The following is a 15,799-nucleotide window of genomic DNA, read 5'->3' as shown; positions in this document are numbered from 1 at the left end:
CCTCAGCTCTGCGCGACGGACTTGGGCAGGATGTCGTTGGCGACCATTTCGCCGAACGGGCTCACGTAGCCGCCAGCCTTGGCCTGCTCCGGGCGTTGCACATCAAGGTGCGGGAACAGCAGTTCGGCAACCCGATACGACTCTTCCAGGTGTGGATAACCGGAGAAGATGAAGGTATCGATACCCAGCTCGGCGTACTCCTTGACCCGTGCCGCCACGGTCGGGCCATCGCCGACCAGCGCGGTCCCGGCACCACCACGCACCAGGCCGACACCGGCCCACAGGTTGGGGCTGACTTCCAGGTTGTCACGGTTACCCTTGTGCAGGGCTGCCATGCGCTGCTGGCCGACCGAGTCGAAACGGGCCAGCGAGGCCTGGGCACGGGCGATGGTGTCGTTGTCCAGGTGCGAGATCAGCTTGTCGGCGGCAGCCCAGGCTTCTTCGTTGGTTTCCCGCACGATCACGTGCAGGCGGATGCCGAAGCGGACTTCGCGGCCCTGGGCGGCGGCTTTCTCACGCACCTGGGCGATTTTCTCGGCAACTGCGCTCGGCGGCTCGCCCCAGGTCAGGTACAGCTCGACCTGCTCGGCGGCGAGGTCCTGGGCAGCCTCCGAAGAGCCACCGAAGTACAGCGGCGGGCGCGGCTGCTGGATGGGCGGATAGAGCAGTTTGGCGCCCTTTACCTGGATGTGCTTGCCGTCGTAGTCGACGGTTTCGCCTTCCAGCACCTTGCGCCAGATACGGGTGAACTCGACCGAGGCTTCGTAGCGCTCCTGATGGTTCAGGTGCAGGCCATCGCCGGCCAGTTCGTCCGGGTCGCCCCCGGTCACCAGGTTGAACAGTGCACGGCCATTGGACAGCCGATCGAGGGTTGCGGCCTGGCGTGCGGCCACGGTCGGCGAAATGATGCCTGGGCGCAGGGCCACCAGGAACTTCAGGCGCTGGGTCACCGGAATCAGCGACGCGGCCACCAGCCAGGAGTCCTCGCAGGATCGCCCGGTAGGGATCAGCACGCCCCCGAAGCCCAGGCGGTCGGCGGCCTGGGCGATCTGCTGCAGGTAACCGTGATCGACCGCGCGGGCGCCGTCAGAGGTGCCCAGGTACTTGCCGTCACCGTGGGTAGGGAGGAACCAGAAAATGTTAAGGCTCATTGGAGTTGTCTCCTCAGGGGTGGCGAGGGCCAGGGCGGCGCCCCGGCGCAGGCGAATCAATCAAGGCGCAGTGGCGACCTTGGCCGGGGGTGTCCAGATCACGTCCTTGATGCTCAGCGGCTTGGGAATCAGCTTGAGCGCCTGGAAGGTGTCGGCGATCTTCTGTTGCGCGGCCACCACTTGCGGGGTGAGCGCCTGGGCACCGTAGCCTTGGCGCTTAACCGAGGTCAGGGTGATGTCGGCGGGCAGCCCAAGCAGTGGCGCGACCTGGTCGGTGACTTCCTGCGGGTTGGCCTGGGACCACTGGCCCACGGCGCGCACCTCGTCGATCAGGGTGCTGATCACCGCCGGGTGCTGGGTGGCGTAGGTGCGGGTAGCCAGGTAGAACTGGTGGTTGTCGACCAGGCCCTTGCCATCACGCAGGGTACGGGCCTGCAGCTGCTGCTCGGCGGCCGCCTGGTACGGGTCCCAGATCACCCAGGCATCGACGCTGCCACGCTCGAAGGCCGCGCGGGCATCGGCAGGCGGCAGGTAGACAGGCTGGATGTCGGTGTACTTGAGGCCGGCATCTTCCAGGGCGCGGACCAGCAGGTAGTGGACGTTGGAGCCTTTGTTGAGGGCGACTTTCTTGCCTTTGAGCTCTTTCACCGACTGGATCGGCGAGCCTTTGGGCACGAGGATGGCTTCGCTGTGCGGCGCGGGTGGCTCGTAGGCCACGTAGAGCAGGTCGGCGCCAGCAGCCTGGGCGAACACGGGCGGGGTCTCGCCGGTGACGCCGAAGTCGATCGAGCCGACGTTCAGCCCTTCAAGCAGCTGCGGGCCGCCTGGGAACTCGGTCCACTGCACTTGCACGCCCTGCTCGGCCAGGCGCTTCTCCAGCGTGCCCTTGGCCTTGAGCAGCACCAGGGTGCCGTATTTCTGGTAACCGATACGCAGGCTCTCGGCCTGGGCTTGGGTGATGGCGCCGAAGGACACAGCCGCCGCAAACAGGGCGACCAGACCACGACGCAAGAAGACTGTGCGCATGGCGCTCTCCTGTGCGATTGGGGTTCGGGTTGCACCTGCTTGCCTCGTTGACGGGCGAGTAAGGTGGTGGAGCGATGGCTCGGCCGGTCAGTGGTGTCGGCGTTGCCTGGTGTTCTGTTGGAGTGACATTACCAGCCTGGCCATATATCTAGAAATCATATTTTTTCATTTGTTTATTCCATTCAAATCTATTTGATTGAGTGTTTCGCAGCCATAAAAAAAGGGCCGTCGAAACGGCCCGGAAATCCCTGCTATGGCTAAGAGCAATGCAACGAGGAATTCATCAACGATTCGGTTGCGGGGTCAGCCGCAAATAGGGTTTCACCGCCCGATAACCTTTCGGGAAGCGCTGCTTGATTTCGTCTTCGTCCTTCAGCGAAGGCACGATCACCACCTCGTCGCCGTCCTGCCAGTTACCTGGTGTGGCGACCTTGTGGTTGTCGGTGAGCTGCAGCGAGTCGATCACCCGCAAGATCTCATTGAAGTTGCGCCCGGTACTGGCCGGATAGGTAATGGTCAGGCGCACCTTCTTGTTCGGGTCGATGACGAACAGCGAGCGCACGGTGAGGGTGTCGCTGGCATTGGGGTGAATCAGGTCGTACAGGTCCGAGACCTTGCGGTCGGCGTCGGCGATGATCGGGAAGTTGACCACGGTGTTCTGGGTCTCGTTGATGTCCTCGATCCATTTATGGTGCGAATCGACCGGGTCGACCGACAGGGCGATGGCCTTCACGCCGCGCTTGGCGAATTCATCCTTGAGCTTGGCGGTCAGGCCCAGCTCGGTGGTGCACACCGGGGTAAAGTCCGCCGGGTGGGAGAACAGCACACCCCAGCTGTTGCCCAGCCATTCGTGGAAGCGGATCTTGCCTTCACTGGATTCCTGTTCGAAGTCCGGGGCGATGTCGCCGAGTTTGAGGCTCATGGGGTGCGGCTCCTGTGCTGTGTTCTGGCGTTGTGGGTTCAATGTGCCTGCATTCGATGAGAAATAAAAAGAATAAATAATGATTTATTTATAACTTTTACGCATACAGAATTGCGGCCACAAAAAAGCCTCGCACTAGGCGAGGCTTTCTGTGTGGCTACGGCTTACAGGAAGCTGTAAGTGTAGTTCACGATGAAGCGAGCCTGATCCTGGTCTTTGGTGAACTCGCTGCTCGAACCACCGCTGCCACGATAGACACCCTGACGCAGGCTGAAGCCCAGGCCTTTGAGGGTGCCTTCCTGAATGGTGTAATCGATGCGTGCGTCACGTTCCCACTCGTTGTAGGTGCCGTGGCCGCTCTTGTAGCGAATGTCATCACCGCGCAGGTAGGCAACCGAAGCCTTCAGGCCCGGAACGCCCAGCGAGGCGAAGTCATACGAATACTGGCCGAAGTTGGTGTTCTCGCCAGCACGGGCGAACTGGTTGATCATGCTGTCGGTGAACAGGTAGAAGCTTGAGCCACCAGCGCCTTCCGAAGTGCCGCTGTCGTTCACCAGGCTGCCCTGGTTCAGCCAGACGAAGCCACCGTCATCGCCAACTTGCTGGCGGCCGACCATGAACGCGTGGCCACCCAGGGTGTAGGTGAACATGGCGGACCAGGTCTTGTTGTCGACCTCGCCGGTGTTCTTGGCGTAGCCACCGTTGTTGTTGAAGTTGTAAGTGCTGTCGTTGCCGTTTTTACCGTCGCTGCTGCTGTCGAAGTAGCGCAGGTCGGTCTTGAACGATTGGTTGTCAGCGATCTTGAAGACGTGGGTCGCACCCAGGAAGTGCTGCTTGTAGAAGTCTTCCAGGTTCGAGTAGTAGTACTGCAGGGTCAGGTCTGGAGTGAGCTTGTAGTCCAGACCGCCATAGCGGAACTTGTTGCTTTCTGCAGTGGCGCCAGCAACGGACAGGCCGGTACGGTTGCTCGAAGCACGACCCATGGCGTGGGTCAGCTGACCGGCGTTGATGGTCAGGTTATCGATTTCCTTCGACTGGATGGTGCCACCTTCGAAGGTCTGTGGCAGCAGACGACCATCGTTGGAGACCAGGATCGGCAGGTTCGGAGCGAGCGCGCTACCGAAGTGTGCTTCGGTCTTGGAGAAGCGAGCCTTGGCGTTGGCGCCGAAGCGAGCCCACTGGGCAGCGGAACCCTTGCCGTCATCCGGGAAGAAGCCGGATTTGTGGTAACCCTCACCACCATCGAGGTGGATACCCCACAGCGCCTGAGCGTCAACACCGAAGCCTACGGTGCCTGGAGTGAAGCCCGAGATGTAGTCGAGCTTGAAGCCCTGACCCGACTCACGCTGATCCGGACGCTCGGCAGTGCCAGTAGCGTGCGCTTCACGGTTGTCGTTGTTGAAGTACATGGTGCGCGAGCTCAGCGACAATTTGCTGTCTTCGACGAAACCGGCGGCACCTGCTGCTTGGGCGAAAACCCCCACTGCCACGGCCAGAGCCAGGCTGGACTTGTACAAGTTCTGCTCCTCTACGTTCTAATTCTTGTGTATCTCTGGCGGCAGGGTCTGTTGCCCCGCTCAACCGTGGATGGGCGATTAGCCCCAAAGCGTGACCATTAAGTCAATCGTTTCTAAACGTTTCTAGACTTTGGTCTAACACGCCCCCTGCGCTACAGGATAATGACAATCCTATAAATCCAAAATGACCGTTTTATGAAATTGTAAGATTTTTAAGGAATATCGTAGGAACCTTTACTACGAAAAGTTGTATCGGCGCCGTCAATCATACCTTTAGGTTATTTGCAAACGTTTGCCGACCAACAGCAGGTGCCCCACCGTTACGAAGGAAAGAAAGACTAGCAGCGGATCGCTGTAGCGCTAGCCACCCATTCCGGCTATGGCCAGCGTTAAAGCATTTGGCTCCTAAGCTAATTCTAAAAAGTTATTTATTTTATATTTCTTAGATCATTTAGCCTTCTCGCCATCCAGTACATCATTGCCTGACGAGAGGTTCACCATGATCCCGCATGCTCCGCTGCGCCTGTTCGCTGCCCTGACCCTCGCCAGCGCCAGCTGGTTGGCCCAGGCCGCCGACCTGACCGTTGCCTACCAGACCACCGTCGACCCGGCCAAGGTGGCCCAGGTCGATGGCAACTACGAAAAAGCCAGCAAGGCCAGCATCGACTGGCGCAAGTTCGATAACGGCGCGGACGTGATCACCGCCGTGGCCAGCGGCGACGTGCAGATCGGCTACCTCGGCTCCAGCCCGCTGGCTGCCGCCGCCACCCGCAAACTGCCGGTCGAGACCTTCCTCATCGCCACCCAGATCGGCGCCGGCGAGGCGCTGGTCGCCCGTGACAACATCAAGACCCCACAGGACCTGATCGGCAAGAAAGTCGCCGTGCCGTTCGTTTCCACCGGCCACTACAGCCTGCTGGCCGCGCTGAAAAACTGGAACATCGACCCGTCCAAGGTGCAGATCCTCAACCTCGCACCACCGGCGATCATCGCCGCCTGGAAGCGCGGCGACATCGATGCCACCTACGTCTGGGACCCGGCCCTGGGCGTGGCCAAGGAAAACGGCAAGGTACTGATCACCTCGGGTGAGCTGGCCGAAAAAGGCGCACCGACCTTCGATGCCTGGATCGTGCGCAAGGACTTCGCCGCCAAGCACCCTGACGTGGTCAAGGCGTTCGCCAAGGTCACCCTCGACGCCTACGCCGACTACCGCAAGGACCCGCAAGCCTGGCTGGCCAACCCGGACAACGTCGCCAAGCTGGCCAAGCTGTCCGGCGCCAAGCCAACGGATATCCCGGTGCTGCTGCAGGGCAACGTCTACCCGCTGGCCGCCGACCAGGCCAAGGAACTGGGCGCGCCAACCACCCAGGCACTGACCGACACAGCCACCTTCCTCAAGCAGCAAGGCAAAGTCGACGCGGTGCTGCCGGACTACTCGCCGTACGTCAGCGCCCAGTACATCCCCAACTAAGACTGCAACCGCACGGAGCCTGCCATGGCCTTGCTCGAACTGGAGCGCATCAGCGCACAGTACCCCGGCGCCACCGCCCCGGTGCTGGCCGACATCAACCTGAGCCTGGGGCCACGCCAGCTGCTGGTGGCCCTGGGGCCATCCGGCAGTGGCAAGACCTCGCTGCTGAACCTGATAGCCGGCTTCGTCGCCCCGAGCAGTGGGCGCATCACCCTCGACGGCGTGCCGGTGCAAGGCCCCGGTGCCGAGCGTGGCGTGGTGTTCCAGGATGATGCCCTGCTGCCATGGCAGAACGTGCTGGGCAACGTCGCCTTCGGCCTCGAACTGGCCGGTGTGCCTCGCGCCCAGCGTGAAGCCAAGGCCCGCGAGATGCTGGCCCTGGTCGACCTCGACGGCTTCGGCGAGCGGCGCATCTGGCAACTGTCAGGCGGCCAGAAACAGCGCGTGGGCCTGGCCCGGGCACTGGCTGCCAACCCACGGGTGCTGCTGATGGACGAACCGTTTGGCGCCCTCGACGCCTTCACCCGCGAACAGATGCAAGAGCTGCTGCTGCAAGTCTGGCAGCGCACCGCCAAACCGGTGTTCCTGATCACCCATGACATCGAAGAAGCGGTGTTCCTCGCCAGCGAGCTGGTGCTGCTGGCGCCTAACCCCGGCCGCGTGGTCGAGCGCCTGCAGCTGGACTTCGGTCAGCGTTACGCAGCTGGCGAATCGGCCCGGGCGATCAAGTCTGACCCACGCTTCATCGAAACCCGCGAGCATGTCCTGGCCCGCGTGTTCTCCCAACGCCAAAGCCTGCAGGAGCGCGCATGAGCAGCCTGGATCTGCCGGTCGCCGGCAAACGCGACAATCAAACCCGGCCCACTCCCCAGGCCCGCCGCCCATTGTCTACCCGCTGGATCAGCAGCCTGACCCTGGCCAGCCTGCTGCTCGCCTGGTGGCTGGTGACGGCCGCCGGCTGGATCGAGCCGCTGTTCCTGCCTTCGCCCGGTGACATCCTGGCCAAGGCCTGGACCCTGCTCACCGAGGGCTACATGGACGCCAGCCTGTGGCAGCACCTGGGTGCCAGCCTGGGCCGCATCGGCCTGGCGCTGGCCGCCGCAACCCTGACCGCCATCCCGGTCGGCATCGCCATCGGCTACAACCGTGTGGCCCGAGGCATCCTCGACCCGCTGATCGAGTTCTACCGGCCAATCCCGCCGCTGGCCTACCTGCCACTGATCGTCATCTGGTGCGGCATCGGCGAGCTGTCCAAGGTGCTGCTGATCTACCTGGCGATCTTCGCCCCGATCGCCATCGCCACCGCCACCGGCGTGCGCACTGTCGACCCGGCCAAGCTGCGCGCGGCGCAATCGCTGGGCGCGACCAAGGCGCAGCTCATTCGCCACGTAATCCTGCCCAGTGCCCTGCCCGACATCTTGACCGGCGTGCGTATTGGCCTGGGGGTCGGCTGGTCGACCCTGGTCGCCGCCGAACTGATCGCCGCCACCAGCGGCCTGGGTTTCATGGTGCAGTCGGCGGCGCAGTTCCTGGTCACCGACGTGGTGGTGCTGGGCATCCTGCTGATCGCCCTGATCGCCTTCGCCCTGGAGATGGGCCTGCGCGCCCTGCAACGCAAGCTGGTGCCTTGGCACGGGCAAAGCCACTGAATACCGACTGACCACGCCAGCAGCCTGGCGCCTGATTGAAGAGACCGACATGAGCCTGACCATCACTCCCCTCAGCCCGGCGCTCGGCGCGCAGATCAGCGGCGTGGACATCAGCCGCGACATCAGCGCCGAACAGCGCGATGCCATCGAGCAGGCGCTGCTCCAGCACCAGGTGCTGTTCTTCCGCGACCAGCCGATCAACCCGGAGCAACAGGCACGTTTCGCCGCCCGTTTCGGCGACCTGCACATCCACCCGATCTACCCCAACGTGCCAGAGACGCCACAGGTGCTGATCCTCGACACGGCAGTCACTGACGTGCGCGACAACGCGGTGTGGCACACCGACGTGACCTTCCTGCCGACCCCGGCGCTGGGCACGGTGCTCAGCGCCAAGCAGTTGCCGGCCTATGGCGGCGACACCCTGTGGGCCAGCGGCATCGCGGCGTTCGAAGCCTTGTCGGCGCCGCTGCGCGAAATGCTCGATGGCCTGACCGCCACCCATGACTTCACCAAGTCGTTCCCGCTGGAGCGTTTTGGTACCACGGCCGAAGACCTGGCCCGCTGGGAAGCGACCCGGCGCAACAACCCGCCGCTGTCGCACCCGGTGGTGCGCACGCATCCGGTGAGCGGGCGCAAGGCACTGTTCGTCAATGAAGGGTTCACCACACGCATCAATGAGCTGAGCGAACTGGAGAGCGAAGCGCTGCTGAAGCTGCTGTTTGCCCATGCGACGCGGCCGGAGTTCAGCATTCGCTGGCGTTGGCAGGAGAATGACGTGGCGTTCTGGGACAACCGCGTGACCCAGCATTTTGCGGTGGATGACTACCGGCCCAATCGGCGGGTGATGCACCGGGCGACCATCCTGGGGGATGCGCCTTACTGATGGGCCCTGGGGAGGCCTTCGGCCTCCAATCGCCGGCAAGCCAGCTCCCACAGGTACAGCACAGGACTCAAGGTTTGTGCAGTACCTGTGGGAGCTGGCTTGCCGGCGATTGGGCCGCAAAGCGGCCCCGGCGATCTAACGGACCAGATGCAGGAACTGCATGTGCCGCTCGTACTGGTCAAGGATGTCGTTGATGATCTGCTCCTTGCTGTAGCCCACCAGGTCGTAGTTCTGGCTGCCTTCGCTCAGGTGCACCTCGGCGCGGTAGTAACGGCGGTTCTTCAACTCCTGCGTACCCAACCCACCCAGGGCGAACGACGGCGTGAAGTAGCCACGCATCTGCACCTGGTAGATGAACGGCTGCTCCTCGCCATGGCCCACCTTCAGGCTGACGTTGTCATGGCTCGGGTCGTCCTGGGTCACCAGCACCAGGCCCTTCTGCTCGAACACTTCACGCACATCGGCAATCGCCGGGCGCACTACGTCGTCCATGAAGCGGTACACCTCATCGCGCGAGGGGAAGTGCACGGCCTGGCTCAAGCGTTGGCGCCAGCCACCACGGCCACGGCGTGACTGGGCGAAGGGGGCCAGCGAGTGCATCTGCGCGATCTGCCGCTGGCTCTCCAGGTAGAAGGCCTTGTGCAGCCCCCACATCATGCACAGCAGGATCAGCGAGAACGGCAGCGAGGTCAGCACCACCGCCGACTTCAGCGAGTCGATGCTGCCTGCGAACAGCAGGCCGCTGGTGATCAGCGCCGTCATCGCCCCCCAGAAGATGCGCAGCCAGTTCGGCCCGTCTTCGTCGGCACCGCCGCCCTTGGCGGACAGGGTCGACAGCACCACGGTGCCAGAGTCGGCCGAGGTGACGAAGAACACGAAGCTGATGAACACCGTCACGGCGATCACCGTCTTGCTCCACGGGTAGGTTTCCAGCAGCAGGTACAGGCTCATCGACGGGTTGTCCAACGCCGACTGGCCGAGCGCGGTCATGCCGTGGTTGATCACCTGGTCCAGCGCGCTGTTGCCGAAGATCGACATCCACGCCAGGGTGAAGCCCAGCGGAATCAGCAGCACTCCGAAGACGAATTCACGGATGGTGCGGCCACGCGAGATACGCGCAATAAACAAACCCACGAACGGCGCCCAGGCAATCCACCAGGCCCAGTAGAACACCGTCCAGCCACCCAGCCAGTCACGCTGCTCGCCATAGGCGTACACGTCGAAGCTCTTGCGCGGCAAGGCGCCGAGGTAATCGCCAAGGTTCTGGATCAGGGTATTGAACAGGTGCTGGGTAGGCCCGGCGAACAGCACGAACAGCAGCAGTGCACAGGCCAGGAACAGGTTGATGTCGCTCATCACCCGCACGCCCTTTTCCACCCCCGCCACGGCTACCGCCACCGCCGCGCCCATCATCAGCGCGATGAGGATCACCTGCACCCACTGGCTATGGCTGATGCCGAACAGGTAGTCGAGGCCGGCGTTCAGGTGCAGCACACCAAAGCCCATGTCGGCCCCCAGGCCGAACACCGTGGCAATGATGCCGAAGCCGTCCACGGCATAGCCGATCGGGCCGTTGATGCGTTTGCCGATCAGCGGATACAGCGCCGAACGCAAGGCCAGCGGCAGGTTGTGCCGGTAGGCGAAGTAGGCCAGCGCCATGCCGACGAAGGCGAACACGCCCCAGCCATGCAGGCCCCAGTGCAGGAACAGGATCTCCATCGCCTGGCGCCCGGCCTCGGCCGTGCCCCCTTCGCCCTGAGGGGGCGCGAGCATGTGGGTCAGCGGTTCGGACACGCAGAAGAAGAACAGCGTGATGCTGATACCGGCGGCGAACAGCATGCCGGCCCAGGACAGGTAACTGAACTCGGGTTCGTCGTGGTCGGCACCGAGCTTGATCTTGCCGTAGCCAGACAAGGCAGTGACCACCACGAACACCAGGTACAGGGTCATGGCCAGCATGTAGTACCAGCCGACCGTGTTGGCCGCCCAGTTCTGTGCCGCCAGCAGCCACTCGCCGGCAGCCTGAGGGAAGGCGATGACCACCAGGCCGAAGAGGAGAATGAAACTTGCCGCGAAGTAGAACACCGGCGGGTTCATGCGGATCTTGCCATTGGCAAGGGAGGGGGACGGTGCACTCATGAGACAGGCACCTCGTCGATCGACGTGAGGTTCGGAATGAACGGGTTCAGCAAAGGAATCCTCCTGTTGAACACCGGCAGCGGACCAGCGTTTTTCATTGAACAAGCGTTCAAGTTAAACATGGATCGGCTTTCAAAGCGAACCGGGGCGCCGATTGGCGCCCCTTGCAACTCAGTTCTTGTCCTGGCAATCCAGCTGCAGGTTGGCCTGGGTGATGTTGCTTTCGGCCGGCACACTGCGGGTCAGCCAGACATTGCCACCAATGGTCGAGCCCTTGCCGATGGTAATCCGCCCCAGGATCGTCGCCCCGGCATAGATCACCACATCGTCCTCGACGATCGGGTGACGTGGCAGCCCCTTGTGCAGCGTCCCTGACTCATCGCTCGGGAAGCGCTTGGCGCCCAAGGTTACCGCCTGATAGATACGCACCCGCTCACCGATGATCGCGGTCTCGCCAATCACTACGCCGGTACCGTGGTCGATGAAGAAGCTCTGGCCGATCTGCGCGCCTGGGTGAATGTCGATACCGGTGGCCGAATGCGCGAGTTCCGAACTGATCCGCGCCAGCAGCGGCAAGCCCGCCTGATAAAGGTGGTGGGCCAGGCGATGATGGATGATCGCCAGGATCCCCGGATAGCACAGCAATACCTCGTCAACGCTGCGCGCCGCCGGGTCGCCGTGATAGGCCGCCAGCACATCGGTATCGAGTAGCACGCGCAGGCCCGGCAAGGCCGCCGCGAAGTCCTGGATCAGGCGCAGGGCCTGGGCATCGATGCCCTCCAGTTGCGTGTTGCTCTGGCGGGCGGCGTAACGCAGTTCCAGCCGCGCCTGTACCAGCAATGCCGTCAGTGCCGCGTCGAGGGTATGGCCGACGTAGAAGTCCTCGCTCTCTTCACGCAGGTCGACCGGGCCCAGGCGCATCGGGAACAGCGCCCCGCACAGCTGCTCGAGAATCTGCCGCATGGCCTCACGCGAAGGCAGCTCGCGCCCGCCCTGCTCGCCACTGCTGCGGCCATTGCGGCTGCGCCATTGCTCGCGGGCACCGCGCAGGCCACTGACGATGCTGTGCAGTTGCCAGTGCCCAGATGAAGGTTGTTCGCTCACGGTGTTCTCCTGCCGAAGGTGGCCAATCTGTCGTTATGCGATCCACTCTACGGCAAATCTGGCCCTTGGAAAAAACAACGCTTTATTCCATCCTGCGCTAAGTCGGGCATAAGCCGCGATGACGGCGCCAGCATCCTGGCCTACCCTCAAAGCAGCCAGAACCTGGCACAGATCACAACAGGAATAAGAAAATAAGTTTTTATTATTTCCTGACCTATCAAGCCAACTCTATAGTCGCCACCCACCACTTCCACAACAAGCGCGGGGCCTGCCATGTCGAAATTTGCCAAACCGCTTCTCAACGCCAGCCTGGCCATCCTGCTGGGTGCCGGCTTGCTCAGCCATGCCTTCGCCGGCGAGCAACTGAAGACCATCCAGGAAAAAGGCGTGATCAACGTCGGCCTGGAGGGCACCTACCCGCCGTTCAGCTTCCAGGATGAAAACGGCAAACTGACCGGCTTCGAGGTTGAGCTGTCCGAGCTGCTGGCCAAGGAGCTGGGGGTCAAGGCCAAGATCCAGCCGACCAAATGGGACGGCATCCTCGCCGCGCTGGAGTCCAAGCGCCTGGACGTGGTAGTCAACCAGGTGACCATCTCCGAAGAGCGCAAGAAGAAATACGACTTCTCCGAGCCGTACACCATCTCCGGCATCCAGGCGCTGATCCTGAAGAAAAAGGCCGAGCAGCTGAACATCAAGACCGCGCAGGACCTGGCCGGCAAGAAAGTCGGTGTCGGCCTGGGCACCAACTACGAGCAATGGGTGAAGCAGGACGTGCCGAAGGCTGACGTGCGCACCTATGAAGACGACCCGAGCAAGTTCGCCGACCTGCGCAACGGCCGCATCGACGCCATCCTGATCGACCGCCTGGCCGCACTGGAATACGCCCAGAAGGCCAAGGACACCGAACTGGCAGGCGATGCCTTCTCGCGCCTGGAAAGCGGCGTGGCGCTGCGCAAGGGCGAGCCTGAGCTGCTGGCCGCGATCAACAAGGCCATCGACAAGCTCAAGGCCGACGGCACGCTGGCCAAGCTGTCGGAGAAATACTTCGGTGCTGACGTCACCAAATGATCGCTGAAAGCCTGCAACTCGTTGCCGATTCCACGCCCTTCCTGCTGAAGGGCGCGGGTTATACGGTGCTGCTCAGTGTGGGCGGCATGTTCTTTGGCCTGGTGCTGGGCTTTGCCCTGGCGCTGATGCGGCTGTCGAAGATCCTGCCGCTGAACTGGCTGGCCCGGGTCTATGTGTCGTTCTTCCGCGGCACGCCGCTGCTGGTGCAGCTGTTCGTGATCTACTTCGGCATGCCGCAGATCGGTATCGAGCTCGATCCGATCCCGGCCTCGCTGATCGGCCTGTCACTGAACATGGCGGCCTACATCTGCGAAATCCTGCGTGCGGCGATCTCCTCGATCGACCGTGGCCAGTGGGAAGCCGCAGCCAGCATCGGCATGACCCGCACCCAGGCCATGCGCCGGGCGATCCTGCCCCAGGCGCTGCGCACCGCGCTGCCACCACTGGGCAACAGCTTCATCTCGCTGGTCAAGGACACCGCGCTGGCCGCGACCATCCAGGTGCCCGAGCTGTTCCGCCAGGCCCAGCTGATTACCGCGCGCACCTTCGAAGTGTTCACCATGTACCTGGCCGTAGCAGTGGTCTACTGGATCCTCTGCAGCATCCTCGCGCACTTCCAGAACCGCATGGAAGCGCGGGTCAACCAGCACGACCAGGAGCAATGAGATGATCGTCGCCAAAGGCCTGACCAAGCAGTTCAAGGGCCAGACCGTACTCAACGGTATCGACCTGACCGTGCAACCGGGTGAAGTGGTGGCCATCATCGGCCCCAGCGGCTCGGGCAAGACCACCTTCCTGCGTTGCCTCAACCTGCTGGAAACCCCGGATGCCGGGCAGATCCAGATCGGCGACATCAGCATCGATGCCAACCGCCCGCTCAGCGGCCAGCAAAGTGCGATCCGCCGCCTGCGCCAGCAAGCTGGCTTCGTGTTCCAGAACTTCAACCTGTTCCCCCACCGCACTGCGCTGGAGAACGTCATCGAAGGCCCGGTGATCGTCAAGAAGACGCCTCGTGAACAGGCCATCGAGCTTGGTCGGCGGTTAATGGCCAAGGTCGGTCTGGCAGGCAAGGAAGACGCCTACCCACGGCGCCTTTCCGGCGGCCAGCAGCAGCGCGTGGCGATTGCCCGCGCGCTGGCCATGGAACCTGAAGTGATCCTGTTCGACGAACCTACCTCGGCACTCGACCCGGAGCTGGTCGGCGAGGTACTGGCGACCATCCGCGGCCTGGCCGAGGAAAAGCGCACCATGATCATCGTGACCCACGAGATGAGCTTTGCCCGGGATGTCGCGAACCGGGTGATCTTCTTCGACAAGGGTGTGATCGTGGAACAGGGTGAAGCCAAGGCGCTGTTTGCCAACCCCAAGGAAGAACGTACCCGGCAGTTCCTGCGCAAGTTCCTCGGGACTGCTGCTTCAGAGTAAACCCTCTCTGGCTCTTCGCGGGTTTACCCGCGAAAGGGCCGGAACATCCAAGCAAATCCCCCTCTTCTATACATATTCCAAAAAGTTAGTTCATAAACTTTTAATAAGCCTTTAGGGTATATAAACCGGACCACCGGACCAGCAAATGTCTGTCGCCATCAGCTGAAGCGACGCATCCACTTTTGTGAGGTTCGGTTCTGATGACCACCCAGCCAAATACCCCATTCCATAGCGATCTCGACAGCTCGCCCCTGCTGCTGCCGGCCAAGATACTGCGCAACGACGCCGAAGCCCTGCAAGCCGCCCGGGAGCTGGCCGAGAGCGCCCGCGAGCAGGCCGCCCGCCGCGACCAGCAACGCAAGCTGCCCTGGGCAGAAATCGAACAGTTCACCCGCAGCGGCCTGGGCAGCATCACTGTGCCCAAGGCCCATGGCGGCCCGGACGTCTCGTTCGCAACCGTCGCCGAAGTGTTCCGCCTGATCAGCGCCGCCGACCCGGCCCTGGGGCAGATCCCGCAGAACCAGTTCGGCATGCTGCAACTGCTGCGCCTGACCGCCACCGAGGCCCAGCAGGCGCTGATCTTCCGCAGCGTGCTGGACGGCTGGCGCATCGGCAACGCCGGCCCCGAGCGCGGCACCAAGGACACCCTGACGCTCAAGGCCAGGATCACCCGCAGCGCTGACGGCTATCGCATCAGCGGTGAGAAGTTCTATTCCACCGGCGCGCTGTTCGCCCACTGGGTGGCGGTCAAGGCACTGGACGACGAGGGCCGCCAGCGCCTGGCCTTCGTCCGCCGTGGCAGCCCGGGGCTGCGCATCGTCGACGACTGGTCCGGCTTCGGCCAGCGCACCACTGCCAGCGGTACCGTGCTGCTCGACCAGGTACCGGTCGATGCGGAACTGGTCATCGACAACTGGCGCCAGCGCGATACCCCCAATATCCAGGGTGCGGCCTCGCAGCTGATTCAGGCGGCCATCGATGCCGGCATCGCCGAGGCAGCCATCGACGACACCATCACCTTCGTCCGCGAAAAGTCCCGGCCCTGGATCGAGGCCAAGGTCGAGCGCGCCAGCGATGACCCTTACGTGATTGCCGACATCGGCCGCCTGAAGCTTGAGCTGCATGCCGCCGAAGCGCTGCTGCGCAAGGCGGCGCGGGTGCTCGACGAGGTCAATGCCGGGCCGATCGATGCTGCCGCCGCCGCGCGGGCATCGATTGCCGTGGCCGAGGCCAAGGTACTGACCACCGAGATCTCGCTGCAGGCCAGCGAGAAGCTGTTCGAGCTGGCTGGCAGCCGCGCCAGCCTGGCCGAGTTCAACCTCGACCGGCACTGGCGCAATGCCCGGGTGCACACCCTGCACGACCCGGTGCGCTGGAAGTACCACGCGGTTGGCGCTTACCACCTCAACGGCACCCTGCCTGCGCGGCATTCCTGGATCTGATT

The 15,799-nt window shown here is 63.0% G+C and carries 14 protein-coding genes; 8 read left to right on the top strand and 6 right to left on the bottom strand.

Annotation, left to right across the window (positions count from 1 at the left end):
* Positions 1 to 2 precede the first annotated feature (2 nt).
* From ssuD to F6X59_RS14655, 4 genes are all read right to left on the bottom strand, one after another.
* Positions 3 to 1,151: an FMNH2-dependent alkanesulfonate monooxygenase gene (gene ssuD, locus F6X59_RS14670; protein WP_152956826.1), complete on the bottom strand. Its 1,149-nt coding sequence runs from the start codon at positions 1,149 to 1,151 to the stop codon at positions 3 to 5.
* Between the two features lie 60 nt (positions 1,152 to 1,211).
* Positions 1,212 to 2,177 (bottom strand): sulfonate ABC transporter substrate-binding protein, encoded by a 966-nt coding sequence (locus F6X59_RS14665; RefSeq protein ID WP_152956825.1) that lies wholly within the window; start codon positions 2,175 to 2,177, stop codon positions 1,212 to 1,214.
* Positions 2,178 to 2,460: 283 nt separating this feature from the next.
* Positions 2,461 to 3,099 carry a peroxiredoxin gene (locus F6X59_RS14660; RefSeq protein WP_152956824.1) on the bottom strand — a complete coding sequence of 213 codons (639 nt, stop codon included), beginning with the start codon at positions 3,097 to 3,099 and terminating at the stop codon, positions 2,461 to 2,463.
* Positions 3,100 to 3,263: 164 nt separating this feature from the next.
* On the bottom strand, positions 3,264 to 4,616 hold the full coding sequence (locus F6X59_RS14655; RefSeq protein WP_152956823.1) for an OprD family outer membrane porin: 1,353 nt from the start codon (positions 4,614 to 4,616) through the stop codon (positions 3,264 to 3,266).
* 499 nt (positions 4,617 to 5,115) lie between these two features.
* On the opposite strand from F6X59_RS14655, the gene tauA reads away from it, so the two are divergent.
* The 4 genes from tauA to tauD are packed head-to-tail and all read left to right on the top strand — an operon-like array spanning position 5,116 to position 8,619.
* Positions 5,116 to 6,087, top strand: a complete 972-nt coding sequence (tauA, locus tag F6X59_RS14650; RefSeq protein WP_152956822.1) for a taurine ABC transporter substrate-binding protein — start codon at positions 5,116 to 5,118, stop codon at positions 6,085 to 6,087.
* A 24-nt stretch (positions 6,088 to 6,111) separates the two neighbouring features.
* Positions 6,112 to 6,900, top strand: a complete 789-nt coding sequence (tauB, locus tag F6X59_RS14645; RefSeq protein ID WP_152956821.1) for a taurine ABC transporter ATP-binding subunit — start codon at positions 6,112 to 6,114, stop codon at positions 6,898 to 6,900.
* On the top strand, positions 6,897 to 7,736 hold the full coding sequence (tauC, locus tag F6X59_RS14640) for a taurine ABC transporter permease TauC (protein ID WP_152956820.1): 840 nt from the start codon (positions 6,897 to 6,899) through the stop codon (positions 7,734 to 7,736). Before tauB ends, tauC begins: the two co-directional genes overlap by 4 nt.
* A 49-nt stretch (positions 7,737 to 7,785) precedes the next feature.
* Entirely contained in the window at positions 7,786 to 8,619 is an 834-nt protein-coding gene (gene tauD, locus F6X59_RS14635; RefSeq protein ID WP_152956819.1) for a taurine dioxygenase, read from the top strand.
* A 135-nt stretch (positions 8,620 to 8,754) separates the two neighbouring features.
* On the opposite strand, the gene betT is transcribed toward tauD, so the two are convergent.
* Both betT and epsC read right to left on the bottom strand, forming a co-directional pair.
* On the bottom strand, positions 8,755 to 10,716 hold the full coding sequence (betT, locus tag F6X59_RS14630; protein WP_178120090.1) for a choline transporter BetT: 1,962 nt from the start codon (positions 10,714 to 10,716) through the stop codon (positions 8,755 to 8,757).
* 213 nt (positions 10,717 to 10,929) lie between these two features.
* On the bottom strand, positions 10,930 to 11,862 hold the full coding sequence (gene epsC, locus F6X59_RS14625) for a serine O-acetyltransferase EpsC (protein WP_346653282.1): 933 nt from the start codon (positions 11,860 to 11,862) through the stop codon (positions 10,930 to 10,932).
* 273 nt (positions 11,863 to 12,135) lie between these two features.
* On the opposite strand from epsC, the gene tcyJ reads away from it, so the two are divergent.
* From tcyJ to F6X59_RS14605, 4 genes are all read left to right on the top strand, one after another.
* Positions 12,136 to 12,930 carry a cystine ABC transporter substrate-binding protein gene (tcyJ, locus tag F6X59_RS14620; protein ID WP_152956817.1) on the top strand — a complete coding sequence of 265 codons (795 nt, stop codon included), beginning with the start codon at positions 12,136 to 12,138 and terminating at the stop codon, positions 12,928 to 12,930.
* On the top strand, positions 12,927 to 13,595 hold the full coding sequence (gene tcyL, locus F6X59_RS14615; protein WP_152956816.1) for a cystine ABC transporter permease: 669 nt from the start codon (positions 12,927 to 12,929) through the stop codon (positions 13,593 to 13,595). Before tcyJ ends, tcyL begins: the two co-directional genes overlap by 4 nt.
* Before the next feature lies 1 nt (position 13,596).
* On the top strand, positions 13,597 to 14,355 hold the full coding sequence (gene tcyN, locus F6X59_RS14610; RefSeq protein ID WP_152956815.1) for an L-cystine ABC transporter ATP-binding protein TcyN: 759 nt from the start codon (positions 13,597 to 13,599) through the stop codon (positions 14,353 to 14,355).
* Positions 14,356 to 14,555: 200 nt separating this feature from the next.
* Complete coding sequence (locus F6X59_RS14605) at positions 14,556 to 15,797, top strand: SfnB family sulfur acquisition oxidoreductase (protein ID WP_152956814.1); 1,242 nt, start codon at positions 14,556 to 14,558, stop codon at positions 15,795 to 15,797.
* The last annotated feature ends 2 nt before the right edge of the window (positions 15,798 to 15,799 follow it).

Origin of the sequence: Pseudomonas sp. MN1F, assembly GCF_009391885.1 — a bacterium.
Taxonomy (GTDB): domain Bacteria; phylum Pseudomonadota; class Gammaproteobacteria; order Pseudomonadales; family Pseudomonadaceae; genus Aquipseudomonas.
Note: the sequence above shows the minus strand (reverse complement) of the source record. Positions and strands in the feature narration are given on the sequence as shown.

Coding starts and splice junctions, on each gene's coding strand:
- F6X59_RS14660 (WP_152956824.1), bottom strand. CDS start 3,099: ATGAGCCTCAAACTCGGCGACATCGCCCCGGACTTCGAACAGGAATCC.
- tcyN (WP_152956815.1), top strand. CDS start 13,597: ATGATCGTCGCCAAAGGCCTGACCAAGCAGTTCAAGGGCCAGACCGTA.
- tauA (WP_152956822.1), top strand. CDS start 5,116: ATGATCCCGCATGCTCCGCTGCGCCTGTTCGCTGCCCTGACCCTCGCC.
- F6X59_RS14665 (WP_152956825.1), bottom strand. CDS start 2,177: ATGCGCACAGTCTTCTTGCGTCGTGGTCTGGTCGCCCTGTTTGCGGCG.
- F6X59_RS14605 (WP_152956814.1), top strand. CDS start 14,556: ATGACCACCCAGCCAAATACCCCATTCCATAGCGATCTCGACAGCTCG.
- tauD (WP_152956819.1), top strand. CDS start 7,786: ATGAGCCTGACCATCACTCCCCTCAGCCCGGCGCTCGGCGCGCAGATC.
- tauC (WP_152956820.1), top strand. CDS start 6,897: ATGAGCAGCCTGGATCTGCCGGTCGCCGGCAAACGCGACAATCAAACC.
- tcyL (WP_152956816.1), top strand. CDS start 12,927: ATGATCGCTGAAAGCCTGCAACTCGTTGCCGATTCCACGCCCTTCCTG.
- betT (WP_178120090.1), bottom strand. CDS start 10,716: ATGAACCCGCCGGTGTTCTACTTCGCGGCAAGTTTCATTCTCCTCTTC.
- ssuD (WP_152956826.1), bottom strand. CDS start 1,151: ATGAGCCTTAACATTTTCTGGTTCCTCCCTACCCACGGTGACGGCAAG.
- tauB (WP_152956821.1), top strand. CDS start 6,112: ATGGCCTTGCTCGAACTGGAGCGCATCAGCGCACAGTACCCCGGCGCC.
- tcyJ (WP_152956817.1), top strand. CDS start 12,136: ATGTCGAAATTTGCCAAACCGCTTCTCAACGCCAGCCTGGCCATCCTG.